This window comes from Cupriavidus sp. 10L43_2 (genome assembly GCF_056395265.1).
Genome location: NZ_JBFTJE010000004.1, coordinates 320,624 through 338,777, shown reverse-complemented (window position 1 = coordinate 338,777; position 18,154 = coordinate 320,624). Strand labels below are relative to the sequence as shown.

The following is an 18,154-nucleotide window of genomic DNA, read 5'->3' as shown; positions in this document are numbered from 1 at the left end:
TACCATGGTCTCAGGCATCGACCACAGGAGAAACGTCATGACCCAACGTACGAACTACTTCCAGCAATCCCCGGAACTGACCAAGAAGCTCATCGAGTTCGGGGCCCTGTTCCAGAAGACCACGATCGAGGCACCGATCCACGAGCTCGTCGAGATTCGCGCGTCGCAGCTCAATGGCTGTGCGTTCTGTGTCGACATGCACATCAAGATGGCCAAGATCCACGGCGAGCGGGAACTGCGCCTGCACCACGTGGCGATCTGGCGCGAATCGACGCTCTTCTCGCCGCGCGAACGCGCCGCGCTGGCTTGGACCGAAGCGCTGACCCACCTTGCCGCCGACGGCGTGCCCGACGCTATCTACGAGCGCGTGCGCACCCAGTACAGCGAAAAGGAACTGTCGGATCTGACCTTCCTGGTCGGGGCCATCAATGCCTGGAACCGCCTGAACGTGGCGTTCCGCATGGTGCCCGGTTCCTCGGACAAGGCGTTCGGACTCGACAAGGCCAACCTGGAGTAATGCCATGAAGACAGTCGCATCCGTTGCTGCAACCCTGATGCTGTCGTGCCTGATGGTGGCCGGGCCGGCAGCCGCCGCGCCGCAGGCCAGCGTCAAGCAGTTGATGACGAAGCCGTTGCCCGAGTATCCGGGCAAGGAAGGCGAGATGATCGTCGTGGACTATCCGCCGGGCGCCGTGGATCCCGTGCATCGTCATGATGCGCACGCCTTCGTCTATGTGCTGGAGGGCAGCATCATCATGGGCCTGAAGGGCGGCAAGGAGGTCACGCTCAAGGCGGGCGATACCTTCTACGAAGGCCAGAACGATATCCACACGGTCGGGCGCAACGCCAGCAATACCGAGCCGGCGAAGTTCGTGGTGTTCCTGATCAAGAAAAAGGGCGCGCCGATCCTGACGCCGGTGAAGTAACCGGACAGGGGCCTCCGCGCGTCCCCGTCAACGTCATCTGACTTGGCAACATTTGCCTGCCCCGGACCCATCCCCTAGGGGGTCGTGCGTTTGGGGCGGGTGTCGTGCACGGTGGAGGGCGGCGGGTACACGTCGTCGCTCGCGGCGATGGGCTCGCGCGGGGGCGGGGGCGTGGAGGAGGTGTCCCGGGGCGGCGTGTCGCAGCCGGCCACGCCAAGCCCGAGCAGGGTAATGAGAATGCATCCGGCCAACGCGCTGCCCAGGGCGCGGCCAGGACGGGGATCTCGGTGGTAGGCCATGAATGGTCCCGGTGAATGTGCTGTCTTCCAGCATAGACCACCGGTGTTGCCTGCGGATGACTTGTGAGTGCGAACCGATTCAGCCCGTCCCTGGGGCTGACATGCCGGTTCAGCGCGCCTTGGCCCAGCGATCGAACACGGCGCAGGCGAGTAGCAGGGCGCTGGTAACAAAGAACACCGCGCGCATGCCAAGGTGCACGCTGATCTGCGCGCCGATCAACGGCCCGATCACCTGCCCGGAGAACTGCGCGGATTGCAGGTAGCCGAGCATCTTGCCGGACTGGTGCTCCTTGACGGCCTGGCGTACGAGCTTGCCGATGGCGGGGAGCAGCCCGGCGAGCGCCATCCCCATTACGCCGCGCAGCGCGGCCAGCGTCCACCAGTTGGTCACGAACGCCTGGGGAATCAGGACAAGGGCGGTGGCCACAAGGCAACCGATGATGACATGCCAGGCACCGACGCGGTCGGCCAGCGCCCCTAGCCGCGAGGCCGTCAGTACGCTGCCAAATGCCGAGCAGGCCATGACGATGCCGGCCACCGTGGCCAGCCGGTCGTGCGGTACATCGAGTTGTCCGATATAGACGGTGATGATTGGCTCGATCGACATATTGGCCAGCAACACCATCGCCGCGGTCACCAGCAAGGCCGGCAACGCGAAGCGATGCGCGCTGCGGGTAGCACCGTCGGAGGGCACGGATTGGCTGGCGGCCTTCGGCGGACGTGTGAAATCCTCGCGCACGCCAAAGATCGTCAGCAGCGCCGCCACGCCGATCATGGCGCCGCCGGCGAAGAACGTGCCGCGAATCCCGATCAGGTTCGGCAGCAGGCCCCCAATGAGCGGGCCGACCAGATTACCCGTCAGCGCACCGGTGGACAGCACGCCGAGCGCCCAGCCCGCCCGCTCGGGCGGCGCCTGCGTGCCGATCATCACGGTGGCCGCCGACGCATAGCCGCCGATCAACCCCGCAGCGAAGCGCAGCGCAACGAGTTCATAGACGTTGTGGGCCAGCCCGATCATCGACATCACGATGGCCATGCCCACCGCGGCGCGTACCAGCATCGGCTTGCGCCCGAAACGGTCGGCCAGCTTGCCCCACAGGGGCGCGGTCACGGCGGTCGCAAGGAACGTGATGCCGAACGCCACGCCTGACCACTGCACCACTTCGTCCTGCGACGTCACGCCGAGTTGCTCCACGTACAACGGCAAGAACGGCAGCAGCATGCTGAGGCTGACCAGCGTGGTGAAGGAGCCGAAGACGGCAACCGCCAGATTCCGTTGCCAGTAAGCGGCATTGCGGCCGACGTAGCTGTCAGTCGGGTGCCGGGTTGCGGGAGAGGGGAGGGAGGGGGCGGATTCAGTCATTGCGGCGGACGTCTGCGATCGGTGGGGGGCACGGGCCCAATCTAGCTGCCCGGCGCCGAGCGAAGAAGACACCTCGCGGATCAACAGTTTTGTGCGTTGGTAACGAATGCGGCGCGCCGGCCCCCCCGATGGCCGGATATCGAACACCACTTGCGCGGCGCTCGTTGGTTTGGCCGTTGCGTCCCCCATAATGAGCCGCCGACTCGCGCGGCAATTCAAAGAAACAGAATCGGAGACAGCAATTGAGTATCAAGACACGCGCCACGGGCGCCGCACGCATGGCGGCCATCCTCATTGCGGGACTGGCCATCGGCCAGGGGGCGAGCGCAGCAGAATGGCCGACGAAGCCGATCAAGGTCATCGTTCCTTATACGCCGGGCGGGTCGACCGACACCGTGTCGCGCGTGGTGTTCGAGCGGGTCTCGCAGACCCTTGGCCAGCCCATCATCATCGAGAACAAGCCGGGCGCCAACAGCACGCTTGGCGTGGGTGTCGCGGCGCGTTCCGCGCCTGACGGCTATACGTTCGTGTCGGTGCTGGCCGCCTACAGCGCCAACATGTCGCTCTACTCGAAGCTGAGCTACAAGCCGTCTGACCTGGTGCCGGTGGCCGAGATGGCGGAACTGCCGCTGTTCCTGTTTGCCAGCAAGCGGCTGCCGGTAAAGACCGTCGGCGAACTCGTCGCCTATGGGCGCAAGAACCCGGACGCGCTGACCTTCGGCTCGAGCGGCGTTGGCAGCTCGGCGCACCTGACCGGCGAACGTCTGGCGATGGAGTCGAAGCTCAAGATGACGCACGTGCCCTACAACGGTAGCGCGCCGATCCTGCCGGCGCTGGTGTCTGGCGAGGTGTCGATTGCGTTCGATCCGCTGCTGGTGCCCATGCCCCACGTGAAGTCCGGCAAGATCAACGTGCTGGCTGTGGCGTCGGCAAAGCGCTGGCCCGGCGAACCGCAGATCCCCACCATGGAGGAATCTGGCTTCCCCGGGTTTGTCATGAGTTCTTGGACCGGCCTGCTGGCGCCGGCCGGCACGCCGCAGCCGGTGGTGGACCGCATGGCGAAGGCCATCGCCGCCGCCACCACCAGCCCCGAGGTATCGAAGAAGCTGACCGAGCTCGGCTTCGTGCCGGTCAGCGATACGCCGGAGGCCTTCCGCAAGCTGATCGAGCGCGACACGGTGCGGTACGGCGAGATCGTCAAGGCGGGGAAGATCTCGCTGGACTGAGTGGCGTCGCTTTTGTGCACATAGCGGGCAATTGCGCATACGCGGGCGGGCGCGGTAGTAGAATCGCGCCATCCCCACTCAGCGCGCTCGCAGTGTTCCATGTCCGATGAAAAGAAGAGCTTGTCCGAGACCATCCGTACGGCGATCGAGCAAGACATTCTGAGCGGGAAGTTGCCCAGCGGCACGCAGCTGGAGGAACAGCAGTTGCTCGCGCGCTTCAAGGTGTCGCGCACCCCGGTGCGCGAGGCGCTGATCCAGCTCGAATCCGCCGGACTGGTCGATCTGGTGCCGCGTCAGGGCGCCATCGTGGCATCGATCACGCTGCGCGAATACGTGGCGATGAGCGAGATCCTGGTGCAGTTGGAGTCGCTGGCCGCCCGGCTGGCGGCACGCCGCATTTCGGCGCCGCAGCGCAAGGCGATCCAGACGGCACTGGAGGCATGCCGGGCGGCTGCCGAGCAGGCCGATGGCGGGGCGTACCGCAAGGCCAACGACACGTTCCATCACATCATCTACGAAGCCAGCTGTAACGACATCCTGTCGCGCCAGATCCTCACCATGCGCGCACGGATGCGCGGCATGCGCGATCTGCGCTTCGAAAAGCCTGCGCGCATCCGCGCCTCGCTGGCGGAGCACGAGGAAGTGCTGGAAGCGATCCTGCGCGGCAGCGAGGACGCCGCCGCGGCCGCCATGGTGCGCCACATCGCCACGGGTGGCGATGTCTATGCGGACATGATCGCCTCGATGCCCGGCGACGGTGCGGGGCGGGGGCGTGGCCGGCGCTGATCGGCGCCGGGGCTCTTCATCGTCGGATCTTCGTCAATCAAGCTTCACGCCGGCCTGCACGATACGCTCCAGCGCATTGCGCCCATCGGCGGAGGCCCACGCGCCGAACTCCGCCGGCGATTCCGATAGCGACACTTCGCTGCCATTGGCGGCCAGCTTGGCGCGGATTTGCGGGTCGGCCATGACCTTGCGCGTGGCCGCGAAGATCTTGTCCCGAATCTCCGGGGGCAAGCCCGCCGGGCCATAGAGACCGAACCAGAACGTGAAGTTGAACCCCGGGAGCCCGGTTTCGGCCAGCGATGGCAGGCCGGGCGCCACTTCGGACGGCTTCGGCGTCGTCACCCCAATCATCTTCACGACACCTTGCGTGCCCATCGGCAACACCGAGGCGGCCGTCCCGAATGACATTTGCACTTCACCGGCTGCCACGGCCTGCAAGGCCGGCGCGCCGCCCTTGTACGGCACATGCGTCATGCGCACGCCCGTGGCTTTCTCGAACTGCAGCCCCGCCACGTGCGGCGAACCGCCAATGCCGGACGACGAGTAGTTGAAGCCGCCCGCATCGGCCTTCGCCTTGGCCACGAGCGCCTTGACGTCCGCGACACCCAGGTTCTTGTTGACGGCCAGGATCAACGGCGAGACGGTCAGGCGCGTGATGGGCGTGAAATCCTCCCCTTTGTAGCGCGCCTTGTAGAGCCGCTGGTCGATGCCATACAGCGTGGCCGTGGCCAACGCCAGCGTATAGCCGTCCGGCGGGGCGCTGGCCAATGCGGTGGAGGCCAGCGTGCTGCCCGCACCGGGCTTGTTATCGACGACGATGGTCTGTCCGAGTTGCTTGGACAAGGCTTCGCCGAAGATGCGCGCCACGTAGTCGGCCGCGCCGGCCGGCGTGTAGCCCACCAGCACGCGAATGGGGCGATTCGGGTAGTCGTCGGCCGCGAGCGCGGGCGAGGCGAACGTTGCCGCCAGCGCCGCCATCGCGAGTACGCGCCTGGCGCGCAAGTATCGAGGGTTCATCGCTTGTCTCCGCTTATTGTTTTGGCTTGTCGGGTGCGGCCGGTCACGCCGCGATATTGGCTTCACGCAATCGGCCGATGCGGGCATCGTCGTAGCCCAGGTCGCGCAGGATGGCGTCCGTATGGGCACCGGGGTCGGGCGCCGCGCTGAAGAATCGCTCGGGATGCGGCGCGGCGGAGAGGTTGATCGGCGAACGCAGCAGCGCCAGCGGTCCCAGTTCGGGGTGGTCGGCGGGGCGTGTCATGCGCAGGTGCTGGACCTGCGGATCCTCGAACGCCTGGCCGATATCGAAGACCGGGCCGCACGGCACGCCGACGGCGTTGAGCCTGTCCGTCAGCTCCGCAGCGGTGAACGCGGCTGTGCAATCGTTGATTGCCGCGTCGACCCGCTCGCGCTGTGCATTTCGCCCGGCGGCACTGTGCAGCGAGGTATCGGCCAACAGCGCATCCGCGCCGAGCGCCTGGCAGAAGTGGGTCCACATGCGGTCGGTGCTGGCGGCGATGTTGACGACGCCATCCTGGCATCGATACGTGCCCATCGGGGCCAGCGTGGGGTGCGCATTGCCTTGCTGCGTGGGCACCACGCCTTCCACCGTGTAGCGTGCGCCCTGGAAATCGAGCTTGTTCAGCATCGCCTCGATGAGCGAGGTGTGGACCCATTGGCCGCGTCCCGTGCGCTCGCGTTGCAGCAGCGCCAGCAGGATGCCTTGCCCCAGGAACATGCCGGCCGTGGTGTCCGAGATGGCGATACCCACGCGTAGCGGACCGTCCCCGGGCATGCCGGTCACCGAACTCAGTCCGCACATGCCCTGCACGATCTGGTCGAGCCCGGGGCGCTCGCAGTACGGGCCGTCCTGCCCGAATCCGGAAATGCTGGCCAGGATCACACGCGGGTTCAGCGCGCTCAGGCGTTCATAGGTCAGGCCCAGCCGCTCCTTCACCACGGAACGGAAGTTTTCCACCACCACGTCCGCGCGGCGCACCAGCGTGGCCAGGATCTCAGCCCCTTCGGGCGTCTTCAGGTCCAGGCAGAGGCTGCGCTTGTTGCGATGCAGATTCTGTTCGTCCGAGCCCCGGCGGCGCCCGGTGACCGAGCCGCGGTCGCGCGGCGGTGGCGGTTCGATGCGGATGACATCCGCCCCCCAGTCCGCCAGCAGCCGCACGGCAACCGGGCCGGCGCGGGCGATGGAAAGATCCAGGACGGTGTAGCCGGACAGCGGTGCGTCGTGAGTCATCGGTCCTCTTCGAGAATTCGTTATCGCCGGTAAAGTATACGAATAGGCAGCATAAATATACGTATACGGATTTACCATGATGCGACTTGACCCCACATGCGCTACGCTTCCCCCGGCCCACCTACGGCCAATAGGCCACTTTTTGCAGCGGAGCCGGGCATACCTCCCGCCGGCTTGGAGACCACAGACCGTATGCATACGAACGCAGTCCGTATAAGAAAGCATGGCGACGCCGACGTGCTCGAACTCGACGAAGTGCCGGTTGCTGCGCCCGCAGCCGCCGAAGTCCAGATCCGGCAATCGGCTATCGGCCTGAACTTCGCCGACATCTACCAGCGCAGCGGCGCCCATGGCCCGCACACGCCGACGCCGTTTCCCATCACGTTGGGATCGGTCGGCGCGGGCATCGTCACGGCGGTCGGGCGGGAGGTGTCGGGCGTTGTGGTCGGGCAGCGCGTGGCGGCCATGTATCCGGGCGCGTATCAGGTCACGCGCAACGTGCCGGCCGATCGCGTCGTGCCGCTGCCGAACACGATTTCCGAGGAGGTGGCCGGCGCCACCCTGTTGCGGGGACTGACGGCCGAGTACCTGTTGCGGCGGCTGTATGTGGTGCAGCCCGGCGATGGGGTGCTGGTGCACGCGGCGGCCGGCGGAATGGGCGTGCTGCTGTCGCAATGGGCGCGCTCGCTCGGCGCGACAGTGATCGGCACCGTGGGCAGCGAAGCCAAGCGCCGCGTGGCGCTGGACCACGGCTGCCATCACGTGATCTGCTATCGCGGCACGGATTTTGTCGCGGAAGTCATGGCGCTGACACAGGGCAAGGGTGTCGCCGTCGTCTACGACGCGGTCGGCAAGGACGTCTTCGTGCCATCGCTGCAATGCCTGAAGCCATGCGGGATGGCCATCAACTACGGCACCGCGTCCGGCGACGTGGAAGCATTCGACCTGCAGCTGCTGCATGCGAAGTCGCTGATCGTGTCGCGGCCGACGCTGCGTACGTTCATCGCCGATGCGGCGTCGCTACGTCGCGCGGCGCTGGCGCTTTTCTCGGCGGTGGAAGCAGGGCACCTGCGATTGGAGGTGGGGCAGCGCTTTGCCTTGTCCGACGTCCGGGAGGCCCATCGCAGCCTCGAAGGCCGCGCCACGACAGGCGCCACCGTGCTGATTCCCTGACCGGAGATCGCCCACATGAGACTGTTCCACGGCTGGTTATCCAGCGCGTCGCGCCGCGTGCGGCTGTGTATGGCGGAGAAGGGCGTCGATTACGAGAGCGTGCCTGTCGATCTGGCCGCGCAGGAGCACCATTCGCCAGCGTTCCTGGCGATGAATCCGAACGGCGTGGTGCCGGCGCTGGTGCTGGACGATGGCCGTTTCCTGTACGAAAGCGGCACGATCTGCGAATACCTCGACGACGTCCTGCCGCATCCCCCGCTGCGCCCGGCCGACCCGTATGCGCGGGCCACGATGCGCAACTTCGTCCGCTGGACCGACGACAAGCTGCTGCCTAACCTGCTGATCCTGAACTGGAGCATCGCGCTGCAGCCCGTGGCGTCGCAATGGAGCGATGCGGATCTGGCGGGGAAGCTTGCGCGCATCCCGACACCGGAGCGGCGCGAAGCCTGGCGCCGTATCGCACGCAAGCCGTACTCGGACGAGGAGAAGCGCGCGGCGCTCGACGCCTTGCTGGCATTGCTGCCGCAGATGGCATCGATGCTCGACAACGGGTCCTGGCTGATGGGCCCACACTACTCGCTGGCCGATATCGCCGCGGTGCCGTTTATCGCGCGGATTGCCGAACTCGCGCCAGAGGCCATGGCGGCAGACCGCATGCCGGCGGTGGCCGACTGGTGGCAGCGCGTGCAGCAGCGTCCGGCCTTCGCGCAGGCGCGCATCGAACGATTCGACGTCGCGCTGCGAGCGCGAGAGACTACCCTTTCTTGATCCGGAGATTTGACGCATGGCTTCCGAAGGTTCGCTTCCCACGCTCGATATTGCCGCCCATGTGGCCACGCTGACGCTGCAGCGCCCCGATGTGGCCAACCGGCTGGGCCCTGACGATCTGCAGGCATTGCTGCAGCACATTGAAACCGTGAACGGCAGCGATGTCCGCGTGCTGATCCTGCGCAGCACGGGCAAGTACTTCTGCAGCGGCTTCGATATCGGCAAGCTCGCCGCCGGCCAGCGTGGCGCGGGCTTCGAGCCGCTGGTCAATGCGATGGAGGATTGCCGCGCGGTGACCATCGCCGAAATCCAGGGTGGCCTCTACGGCGGCGGCACGGACCTGTCGTTGGCGTGCGACTTCCGGCTCGGCACCGACGCCGTGGAGATGTTCATGCCAGCCGCGCGCCTGGGCCTGCATTTCTATGAGCGCGGCATGCGCCGCTACGTGACGAGGCTGGGCCTGAATGCCGCCAAGCGCCTGTTCCTGACCGCTGAACGGATCCAGGCGCCCGAGATGCTGGCGTGTGGGTTCCTGACCGAACTGCTCCCCGCGGATCAACTGCGCGAGCGTGCGGCGCAGTTGGCCGGGACCATCGCCGGGCTGGCGCCCATTGCCGTGCAGGGCATGAAGCGGCATCTGAACGCGATCGCGCGCGGAGACCTGGACACCGCGGCGCTTGCCGAGGACATCCGGCGCGCGACGCAATCGGAAGACATCCGCGAAGGCGCGCTCGCGTGGAAGGAAAAGCGCAAGCCAGCTTTTACGGGCAAGTAAGGTCGCATCACGCAGCAGACAAACACAAGACCAAAAGAAAGGGAGGGGCGATGGAGCGCAAGGGAATGTCGCGCAGGCAGTGGCTGAAGTCGGCTGCCGTGCTGACGGCGGGGAGTGCGGTCACGGGAAGCGTGCGCGCGATGGCAGAAGATCCGGTGTTCTCGGTGGTCGAGACCGCCGATGGCAAGGTGCGGGGCCTGCGGTCAGGGGGCGTGCACGTGTTCAAGGGCCTGCGCTACGGCGCCGACACAGGCGGTGCCAACCGCTTCATGCCGCCGCAGCCGGTGGCGAAGTGGAGCGGCGTGCGCGATGCCACCGCCTACGGCAACTACGCGCCGCAGATGCCGGCCGACCGGCGCCGTGCCTACGCGGACCTGATCGCCTACGATCTGCAGCCGGGCGGCATGGGCGAAGACTGCCTGGTGCTGAACCTGTGGACGCCATCGCCCGCAAAGGCCGCGAAGCGGCCGGTGCTCGTGCATCTGCACGGCGGCGGGTTCTATGCGGGATCGGGCAATTCGCCGCAGTTCGACGGCGAGATGATGGCGCGCTTTGGCGACGTGGTGTTCATCACCATCAATCACCGGCTCGGTTCGTTTGGCTACCTGAACCTGGCCGAGGCCGGCGGCGAGCGCTATGCGCAGTCGGGCGCGGTGGGCATGCTCGATATTGTCGCGGCGCTGCGCTGGGTGCGGGAGAACGTGGAGTCGTTCGGCGGGGATCCGTCGCGCGTGCTGGTGTTTGGCCAGTCGGGCGGCGGCCTCAAGACCAGCACGCTGATGGCGATGCCGTCGGCGCAGGGGCTGTTTCATCGCGCTGGCGTCATGAGCGGTTCGGGTATTCGTGTGCTGACGGCGGCGCAGTCCACGGAGGTCGCGGCCAAGTACCTGTCCACGCTCCAGATCGGCAAGGGCTCGGTGGACCGACTGCATACGCTGCCGTTCGAGCAACTGCTGGCGGCGCAAATGCGCTTCGAAGCCGCAGACCGATTGAAGGGCGAGGCGCCACGCGCCTTCGCGCCGTCGATAGACGGTGTGGCGATTCCCCGCCATCCGTTCGATCCGGATGCGCCGGCCATCTCGTCGCAGGTGCCGATGATCATCAGCACGACGCTGGACGAGCGCGCGTACCGCCAGATCAATTTCGATCTCGACGATGCCGGGCTGCTGCGATTCGCGCAGACGCGCGTGGGCGACGACGCGTCGCGTCTGGTGGCGATGTATCGGGATGAGGATCCGCGTGCCACGCCGTTCGTGCTGCAGGCGCGGATCGATACGGACATGACGTTCCGTCGCATCGCCCAGCTGCAGGCGGATCGCAAGGCCGCCGCGCACGCCAGTGGCAACAGCGCGCCGGTGTGGACATATCTGTGGAAGACGCCGAGCCCGGCTTACGGCGGCCGCTATGGCGCGCCGCATGGCGTCGATATCGGACCGAGTCTGCACGACATCCGCATGGGGCTGAACGGGCCGAGCGACACCAGCCTGCGTCTGGCCGATCAACTGGCCAGCGCCTGGGTCAGCTTCGCCGCGACGGGCGACCCCGCCAATGCCAAGACCCCGCAATGGCCAGCGTATTCGGCTACGCGGCGCACCACGTTGGTATTCGATGGCGAGGCCTCCGGCACCCGCGCGCAGGAGGATCCTCGCCGGGCGTTCCGGGAGTACTGGGCCGGGCGGCTGTAGGCCACCCGTGCCGGCTAGGGCTTGAAGAACGACACCGGCGTCATCAGCCGGTTTTCCTGGCTGATCAGGTAGGCGGCGTCGGCGCTTATCTTCAGGTACTCGCCCCAGGCCGGATCCTTCTGCAGCGCCTGGCGCTTGGCCTCGCGGTCGGCCGCGCTTTCATAGACCCAGATGTGCGTGTAGCTGTTCACATTGCCGGTCTCGGTTTGCATATAGGCCAGCGGCTTGCCCAGATGGCGGCTCTGGGTCTCGTAGCCGTGCTCGGCATACAGCGCCAGGTGTTTCTTGATCGTGCCGGGGCGGCAGGTGTAGGTGCGAACGTCGTACAGCATGGGGTTTCCTCCAGGGATAGCGATGGCGATGGCGATGCGTGGCGTCAATCGACGGTGGCGCCGGACTGCTTGACCAGCACGGCCCAGCGCGCCACTTCCTGATTCACGTATTTCTGAAATGCGGGTTGATCGTCCCCGACCGGGTCGGCGCCCAGCCCTTTCAGCCGATCCTTGACGGCGGGGTCGGCCACGCTCTGGACGATGGCCTGCGAGAGCTTCTCGACGGCAGCTTTCGGCGTGCCGGCCGGTGCGAACAGGCCGAACCACGAGCGCGCGGTCATGCCCTGGAACGGCGTTTCGGAGAAGGCGGGCACGTCGGGCAGGGCGGCGTGGCGCTTGTTGCCCGTCACCGCCAGTGCCTTGAGCTTGCCGCTCTGCACTTGCGCGAGGACTTCGGGCAGGTTGGCGAACATGACCTGCACCTGGCCACCCATCACGTCATTGAGCGCCTGCGCCCCGCCCTTGTAGGCGACGTGCGTCATCTTCGTACCAGCCAGCGTGCTGAACTGCTCGCCGGCCAGATGGGAGGCGGTGCCGGTGCCGCCCGACGCGTAATTGACACGGCCGGCGTTGGACTTGGCGTAGGCGGCGAGTTCGGCCGCCGAATTGACCGGTACGGTCGGATTCACCACCAGCAGCAGGGGGACGGACGCCAGGTTCGACAACCCTACGAAATCCCGCGTGAGACTGTAGTTGAGCTTCTGGTAGAGCGATGCGTTGATGGCATGGCTCGACGTGGCCATCAGCAGCGTGTAGCCGTCGGCGTCCGCGCGTGCGGCCGAGACGGCGCCGATATTGCCATTGGCGCCGGCCTTGTTCTCCACCACGACCGACTGCCCGAGCCGGGCCGACATGGCCTGCGCCACGGTGCGCGCGATCACGTCGGTGGCGCCGCCAGCGGCGAACGGCACGATGATGCGCAGGGGATGATCGGGGTATTCCGCCATCGCGCTGAAGGGGATAACGGCCAATACGGCGGCCACGGCAAGGCCCCGCAACGGGGCGATGACTCGGTACATGTCTGTCTCCTGTGCTTTTGGTACTTTTTGGTGCTTATGGATGCACCATGAGGAGCACTGTACGCACGCGCGTGGCGGCAGTGTTAGGACGGATCAGACGTTGAGTTGGACTTTTTCGCGCGTTAGTCGAGCGGACGGCAGTGCTTCCTGCGGAAATCGCCCGGCGTGAGGCCGGTCTGCTTCTTGAAGAAGCGCGCGAAGTAGGCCGGATCCTCGATATTGAGCCGGAACGCGATCTCGGCGATGCCGGTTTCGGTGTTGCTGAGCCAGCGCTTGGCTTCCAGTACCACGCGTTCCTGTACCACCTGGCTGGCGGTGCGCGCCAGGGTGCGCTTGACTGCCTCGTTGAGCTGGCGCTCGCTCACGCAGAGCGCCTCGGCGTACTGGCCGATCGTGCCGAAGCGCAGGTAGTGGGTCTCCACCAGCATCGTGAAGCGGCGCGTGAGGGCCTGATGCGGGCCAACGCCGCCGGCGGGCTCGTTCTCGGGGCACAGGCGGCGCAGGCGCGTGAGCAGGATCAGCAGGCAGGCCTGCACCACGTCCGGGAAGCCGGGCTGGCGATTCCGCGCCTCCTGCTCCATCTCGTCGAGCAATGGCAGCAGGCCGTCATGCTGGTCCGGCGTGAGATAGAGCGCGCTCTGGGCGCGCGTGGGGTGGTAGAACGGGAATTTCGCGGCGTCGTCGGCGCGCGGAAACATCCGGGCGAAGAAGTCAGTGCTGAAGTTCAGCACGTAGCCGTGCGGCTTCACGGATGACGTCCAGGCATGCACCTGCCCGGGCGAGAGGAAGAACACCGAGTGGTCGCGCACGTCGAAATGCGCGAAGTCGAGCATGTGCGTGCCGCTCGCCCGGGTCATCCAGAGCAGGTGATAGTAGTTGTGCCGATGCAGGAAGCCGCGCGGGATGTCGTCGCGGTCCTGCAGCCGTACGAGGTCGAAGTAGAACGACCCATCGCCCGCGAAATCCGATGTCTCGAAGGTGGGAATCTCGCCGGCGGGGCTGGCGGGGAGGGCTTCGGGCAAGCGCGGGTCTCCTTGTGTTTCTGATCCTGGTTACCGGCGCCATGCTATCGCAAAACCGTGCTCACCATCCCCCGAAACGAGGCCATTGCGCTTCCACCACAGTGCTGCCCGCGACGACCGTGTAGGCGCCATGCTGCGCCCCAGTGGCGCACGCGTGATTGGGCAGCACGCGCAACAGCGTGCCGACCGGCAGCATCGGCGTGGCGGACGGATCCGTGCGATGGCTGACGATGCCATGCTCCTGGTTGGCATCGACCATCACCAGATCCGGCAGCGGCTTGCCGTCGATATCGCACACCAGCCCGTAGCCCTGGTCGATCGGCTGCTTCGCGGTGCCACGGTCGCGCGACATCGCCATCCATCCCGCGTCCGTGATCAGCCAGCCTTTCTCGCGCTGGTGGCCGATCACCGTGCACAACACCGACAGGGCGATGTCATCCACGTTGCAGACCCCGATGCCGTGCATCACCAGATCGAAGAACACGAACACGCCGGCCCGGACCTCCGTCACACCTTCGAGCGAGCGGGCGAAATGCGCGGTAGGCGTGCTGCCGACGCTCACCACCGGCGCCCGGTAACCGGCGGCGCGCAGCCGTTCCGCCGCCTGGACCGCGCCGGCGCGCTCCTGCTCGGCGACGGCTTCGATGGCCTCGGCCGAACGGCAATTGTAGGAATCGCCCGCATGGGTGAGCACGCCCGCGAGCCAGGCGCCCGTGCCTTCGTCCTTGCCCAGTGCGGCGGCGATATCGAGCAATGCCGGGTCCGCCGGCTTGACGCCCGAGCGGTGCCCGTCGGTATCGATCTCGATCAACACCGGCACGTTCAGGGCGCGTTCGCGACACCAGTTGGCGAGTGCGTGGGCGGCCTCGACGTTGTCCAGCAACAGCGTCAGCGCGGCGCCGCGTCGCAGAAGGTCTTCGACATGGGGCAGCTTGGACGGCACGATGCCCACTGCGTACAGGATGTCGCGCCAGCCGTGGTCGAGGAAGTAGCCTGCTTCCTTCAACGTGGACACGGTGATGGGCGTGCCCGGTGCGCCGATGCGAGACGCGACGTCGGCGGACTTGTTGGTCTTGGCGTGTGGTCGCAGCGTGACGCCGAAGGGCGCAAGGCGGTCTCGCAGCCGCGCGATATTGCGCTCCATCTTCAGGCGGTCCAGCACGAGGACCGGCGTTTCAAGTGCTTGCAAGTTCATGGGAATCCGTTATGCGAGTGCCAGCACGCGCTGGAGGTTCGAGCCTTGCAGTGTAGAGGGGCCGGACCCTCAGGTGGTTAATGCCATAGAATGGCTTCATTCACCTACAGGTTAATAATGAAGCTGGACATCGAGGATCTGCGGTTCATCCTGGCGCTGGACCGTCTGGGGAGCCTGGCCGCCCTGGCCCGGGAAGAGAATGTCACGCCGCCGGCCGTGACCAAGCGGCTGAGCCAGTTGGAGGCGCGCCTGGGGATCCGGCTGGCCCAGCGGACCACGCGGCGCCTGCAACTGACGCACGAAGGACACCTCCTGGCGCAGCACGCCACTGGCGTTCTGGAGCAGATGCAGGTGATCGAAGAGGCGCTACAGCAGCGTAGTCAGGTTGTGGCGGGCAAGCTGAAGGTCCACGGGCCGTTTGGCTTCGGGCGCCGCTACCTCGGACCGCTGTTGGCGCAGTTTCACAGCACCCATCCTAATCTCGAGGTGCAGTTGTACCTGTCGGACAACCTGATGGTGCCGCGCCAACCCGTGCATGGCCGCGATGCCTTCGACGTGCTGGTCAGCATCGGCACGATCCCGGATTCGCGCTGGATTGCGCATCGCCTTGCCCCGAACCGTCGCATCCTGTGCGCCGCGCCCGAATACCTCGCCAAGGCCCCGCCGTTGGAGACGCCGGCGGACCTTGAACGGCACGCCTGCCTGGTGCTCAGGGAGAACGACGAGGATGTGACGCTGTGGCGCTTTGCCGAAGACGACGGCGACGGCGACAGGAACCATCGCCCAGCGCGATCACGGGAACTGACCGTACGGGTGCGTCCCACGATGGAGAGCAATGATGGCGACGTGGTTCATCACTGGTGCCTGACCGGCAAGGGCATCATGGCGCGGTCGGAATGGGATGTGGCCGATGAACTGGCCGCCGGGCGGCTGGTGGCGCTGCTGCCAGCGTACCGGCTGCCCGATGCGGATGTGATGGCGCTGGTGCCGCAGTCGCGCCAGTCGTCCATGCGCACGCAACGATTCGTCGAGATGCTGCGCAACGTGCTGGGGCCCAGGCCGCCGTGGCGCATGACCCGCCAGCCGTAGAAGGCGGACGGGTCAAGCCAAGGCAGGTTACGACAGCTGAGCCATGGCCGGATCGCTCACCGTATCCTTGCCGGTCTCGATACGGCCCGCGATACGGCGGCGGAGCGACGGTGCCAGATCGCAACTGATCTCGAAGTCGTACCAGTTGCCGCTGTCACCGAGCGTCCAGGTCAGCTCGCCCACCTTGCCGGCCTCGACCTTCTGGCCCCACGGGCCGTCCGTGCGATAGGCCTTGGCGCTCGCGCTGAACGTGCAGGCCTTGTCGCTGCGGTTGTACAGCTTGACCTGCAGCACGGGCGGATCGCACGGTTCGTAGCAGACCTGGATTTCCGTGCCGCCGGCAGCCGACTGCTCGTTCAGGTCGCCCACGAATTCGCGGTGATAGCCGTTCGGGCCCAGCACCCACAGATCGTACTTGCCGTTGTCGGCCGCCACGTTCCACAGGCCGTCCAGACTCTTGCCCGCCTCCACCACGTAGCGGCGCGGAATGGCGTCGAGGTGCAGCTTGTCGTAGACGTGGAAGACCGTGCCAGCCGTGCCGGTGTTCGAGAACATCAGCGTGACGGTCTTGGCGCCGGCGTCGATGCGGGACGTGGTGTGCAGCTCGTACGGCAGCGCGCGCGAGGGACGCGTGCCGGCCACCTGCGGCGGCAACACGGGCGTGGCCGGCACGGGAATCGCGACCGAAGCCTTTTGCGTCAGCGCAAGGTTGTCGACCGTGACCTTGGTGCTGCGGCCCGCCAGCGTCGGCAGGGCGTCCTTGTTCGGGCTGACGAAGTTGAAGGCCGAGGTCAGGTCACCGCACACGGCGCGGCGATAGGCGCCGATCTGCGGCTCCTTCACGCCGAAGCGTTTTTCCAGGAAGAGCAGCGTGGACGTATGGTCGAAGACCTGCGAGTTGACGAAACCACCGCGGCTCCACGGCGAGACGATCCACATCGGCACGCGCGGGCCCGGACCGTAAGGCTTGCCATCGCTGGCCGACTGGTTCGTCGTGGCGGGCGCGTAGTTGTGATACTCGAAGGCCATGTCGGCATCGCTGAGCGTGCTGCCGCCGGCGAGCGTGGCATCGGCATTGCGCGACGGGGCCGAGGGCGGCGGCAGGTGGTCGAAGAAGCCGTCGTTCTCGTCGTAGTTGATCAGCAGCACGGTCTTGCTGAAGACCTCGGGGTTGGCGGTCAGCGCGTCCAGCACCTGCTGCACGTACCAGCCGCCCTGCGCCGGGCTCGACGGCCCCGGGTGTTCGCTATAGAGCGACGGCGGGATGATCCACGAGATTTCCGGCAGCGTGCCGTTCTGCACGTCGTCACGGAAGGACTGGAGCAGGCCGTCGGGCATGGTGTTGCCAAAGCCCTTGGCGAGCGGGCTCAGCGCGTCGTCGATCGTCGGATCGTAGGCGGGCGAGGTGCCGGGCAGCGCCACCGGGCGCCGTGCCACCGGCATCGACTCCATCGCCGTGCGCCAGTGCTGGAAGCTCATCATCTCGTTGCAGCCGTAGTTGTCGGCCAGGCTCTGATACACCTTCCAGCTCACCCCCGCATCCACCAGGCGGTCGGCGTAGGTCTTCCACGTCCAGCCCTGGGTCGACGGTCCCACATCATTGCCGCCATTGAACTCGTTGACCATGGCCGCCACGTTGGCGCCGCTCGGGCCGTTCGTGCCGGTCCAGTAGAACAGGCGGTTCGGGATCGTGCCGGTGTGCATCGAGCAGTGGTAGGCGTCGCACAGCGTGAACGCATCGGCCAGCGCGCGCTGGAACGGCACCTCGGCGGTGTCGTAGTACGACATCGACAGCCGGTTCTTGGCCACGGGCCAGCGATTCATGCGCCCGTGGTCCCACGCCGCCTGCCCATCGGGCCAGGTATGCGGGGTGCTGCCCGCGCGCTGCGCGTTGCCCAGCGTGGCGTCAAGCCGATAGGGCGTGATCGTGTTGTTCGTGGCGTCGGTCTGGAAGAACGCGTTCTTGCCGTTCGCCAGAGGGATCGCGAAGCGGTCGCCGTAGCCGCGCACGCCCTTGAACGTGCCGAAATAGCTGTCGAAGGAGCGGTTCTCGAGCATCAGCAGCACCACGTGCTTGACGTCCTGGATCGTGCCAGTGGCGTTGTTCGCCTCGATGGCCAGGGCGCGGCGGATGCTGGGCGGGAACGATGCGAGCGTGGCAGCCGCAGCCGCGGTGCCGAGCGTGTTGCGCAGGAAGCTGCGCTTGGACGGGTTGAATGTCATGCCGGGTCGGTGTCGGTTGGAT

18 protein-coding genes are annotated in these 18,154 nt (G+C 66.5%); 9 read left to right on the top strand and 9 right to left on the bottom strand.

Features of this window, described 5'->3' with window-relative positions; genetic code table 11:
* The first annotated feature begins 37 nt into the window (after positions 1-37).
* Both AC1DEL_RS08295 and AC1DEL_RS08290 read left to right on the top strand, forming a co-directional pair.
* Positions 38-517 (top strand): carboxymuconolactone decarboxylase family protein, encoded by a 480-nt coding sequence (locus AC1DEL_RS08295; protein ID WP_092294510.1) that lies wholly within the window; start codon positions 38-40, stop codon positions 515-517.
* A 4-nt stretch (positions 518-521) separates the two neighbouring features.
* A complete protein-coding gene (locus tag AC1DEL_RS08290; protein ID WP_092294512.1) occupies positions 522-926 on the top strand; it encodes a cupin domain-containing protein in 405 nt (134 codons plus the stop codon).
* Positions 927-1,000: 74 nt separating this feature from the next.
* Here the strand turns inward: AC1DEL_RS08290 and AC1DEL_RS08285 are convergent, their stop codons facing one another.
* Complete coding sequence (locus AC1DEL_RS08285; RefSeq protein ID WP_143093890.1) at positions 1,001-1,225, bottom strand: hypothetical protein; 225 nt, start codon at positions 1,223-1,225, stop codon at positions 1,001-1,003.
* Between the two features lie 109 nt (positions 1,226-1,334).
* Entirely contained in the window at positions 1,335-2,588 is a 1,254-nt protein-coding gene (locus AC1DEL_RS08280; protein ID WP_477125718.1) for an MFS transporter, read from the bottom strand.
* A gap of 278 nt (positions 2,589-2,866) precedes the next feature.
* Here AC1DEL_RS08280 and AC1DEL_RS08275 point away from each other — a divergent pair, with 278 nt between their 5' ends.
* Positions 2,867-3,814, top strand: coding sequence for a Bug family tripartite tricarboxylate transporter substrate binding protein (locus AC1DEL_RS08275; RefSeq protein WP_441643804.1), 948 nt, complete (start codon positions 2,867-2,869; stop codon positions 3,812-3,814).
* A 99-nt stretch (positions 3,815-3,913) separates the two neighbouring features.
* Positions 3,914-4,600, top strand: coding sequence for a GntR family transcriptional regulator (locus AC1DEL_RS08270; protein WP_092294518.1), 687 nt, complete (start codon positions 3,914-3,916; stop codon positions 4,598-4,600).
* 33 nt (positions 4,601-4,633) lie between these two features.
* Here AC1DEL_RS08270 and AC1DEL_RS08265 read toward each other — a convergent pair whose 3' ends face one another.
* Complete coding sequence (locus AC1DEL_RS08265; protein WP_369823418.1) at positions 4,634-5,617, bottom strand: Bug family tripartite tricarboxylate transporter substrate binding protein; 984 nt, start codon at positions 5,615-5,617, stop codon at positions 4,634-4,636.
* A gap of 43 nt (positions 5,618-5,660) precedes the next feature.
* Positions 5,661-6,851: a CaiB/BaiF CoA transferase family protein gene (locus tag AC1DEL_RS08260; protein ID WP_092294522.1), complete on the bottom strand. Its 1,191-nt coding sequence runs from the start codon at positions 6,849-6,851 to the stop codon at positions 5,661-5,663.
* 192 nt (positions 6,852-7,043) lie between these two features.
* Here AC1DEL_RS08260 and AC1DEL_RS08255 point away from each other — a divergent pair, with 192 nt between their 5' ends.
* The 4 genes from AC1DEL_RS08255 to AC1DEL_RS08240 all read left to right on the top strand — a co-directional run bounded on the left by AC1DEL_RS08255 (position 7,044) and on the right by AC1DEL_RS08240 (position 11,252).
* On the top strand, positions 7,044-8,024 hold the full coding sequence (locus tag AC1DEL_RS08255) for a quinone oxidoreductase family protein (RefSeq protein ID WP_092294524.1): 981 nt from the start codon (positions 7,044-7,046) through the stop codon (positions 8,022-8,024).
* Positions 8,025-8,039: 15 nt separating this feature from the next.
* Entirely contained in the window at positions 8,040-8,792 is a 753-nt protein-coding gene (locus AC1DEL_RS08250) for a glutathione S-transferase family protein (protein ID WP_477125717.1), read from the top strand.
* A gap of 16 nt (positions 8,793-8,808) precedes the next feature.
* On the top strand, positions 8,809-9,567 hold the full coding sequence (locus AC1DEL_RS08245) for an enoyl-CoA hydratase/isomerase family protein (protein WP_477105293.1): 759 nt from the start codon (positions 8,809-8,811) through the stop codon (positions 9,565-9,567).
* A gap of 65 nt (positions 9,568-9,632) precedes the next feature.
* A complete protein-coding gene (locus AC1DEL_RS08240) occupies positions 9,633-11,252 on the top strand; it encodes a carboxylesterase/lipase family protein (RefSeq protein WP_255370809.1) in 1,620 nt (539 codons plus the stop codon).
* Between the two features lie 14 nt (positions 11,253-11,266).
* On the opposite strand, the gene AC1DEL_RS08235 is transcribed toward AC1DEL_RS08240, so the two are convergent.
* The 4 genes from AC1DEL_RS08235 to AC1DEL_RS08220 all read right to left on the bottom strand — a co-directional run bounded on the left by AC1DEL_RS08235 (position 11,267) and on the right by AC1DEL_RS08220 (position 14,820).
* Entirely contained in the window at positions 11,267-11,584 is a 318-nt protein-coding gene (locus AC1DEL_RS08235; protein ID WP_092294531.1) for an NIPSNAP family protein, read from the bottom strand.
* Between the two features lie 44 nt (positions 11,585-11,628).
* Positions 11,629-12,603, bottom strand: a complete 975-nt coding sequence (locus AC1DEL_RS08230) for a Bug family tripartite tricarboxylate transporter substrate binding protein (protein WP_092294532.1) — start codon at positions 12,601-12,603, stop codon at positions 11,629-11,631.
* A 122-nt stretch (positions 12,604-12,725) separates the two neighbouring features.
* Positions 12,726-13,625, bottom strand: coding sequence for a helix-turn-helix domain-containing protein (locus tag AC1DEL_RS08225; protein ID WP_441643771.1), 900 nt, complete (start codon positions 13,623-13,625; stop codon positions 12,726-12,728).
* A gap of 61 nt (positions 13,626-13,686) precedes the next feature.
* Complete coding sequence (locus tag AC1DEL_RS08220; RefSeq protein WP_092294536.1) at positions 13,687-14,820, bottom strand: DSD1 family PLP-dependent enzyme; 1,134 nt, start codon at positions 14,818-14,820, stop codon at positions 13,687-13,689.
* 90 nt (positions 14,821-14,910) lie between these two features.
* Between AC1DEL_RS08220 and AC1DEL_RS08215 the strand changes: the two genes are divergently transcribed.
* Positions 14,911-15,909 (top strand): LysR family transcriptional regulator, encoded by a 999-nt coding sequence (locus AC1DEL_RS08215; RefSeq protein ID WP_477125716.1) that lies wholly within the window; start codon positions 14,911-14,913, stop codon positions 15,907-15,909.
* Positions 15,910-15,936: 27 nt separating this feature from the next.
* Here the strand turns inward: AC1DEL_RS08215 and AC1DEL_RS08210 are convergent, their stop codons facing one another.
* On the bottom strand, positions 15,937-18,132 hold the full coding sequence (locus tag AC1DEL_RS08210; RefSeq protein WP_441592832.1) for a phosphocholine-specific phospholipase C: 2,196 nt from the start codon (positions 18,130-18,132) through the stop codon (positions 15,937-15,939).
* Positions 18,133-18,154 lie beyond the last annotated feature (22 nt).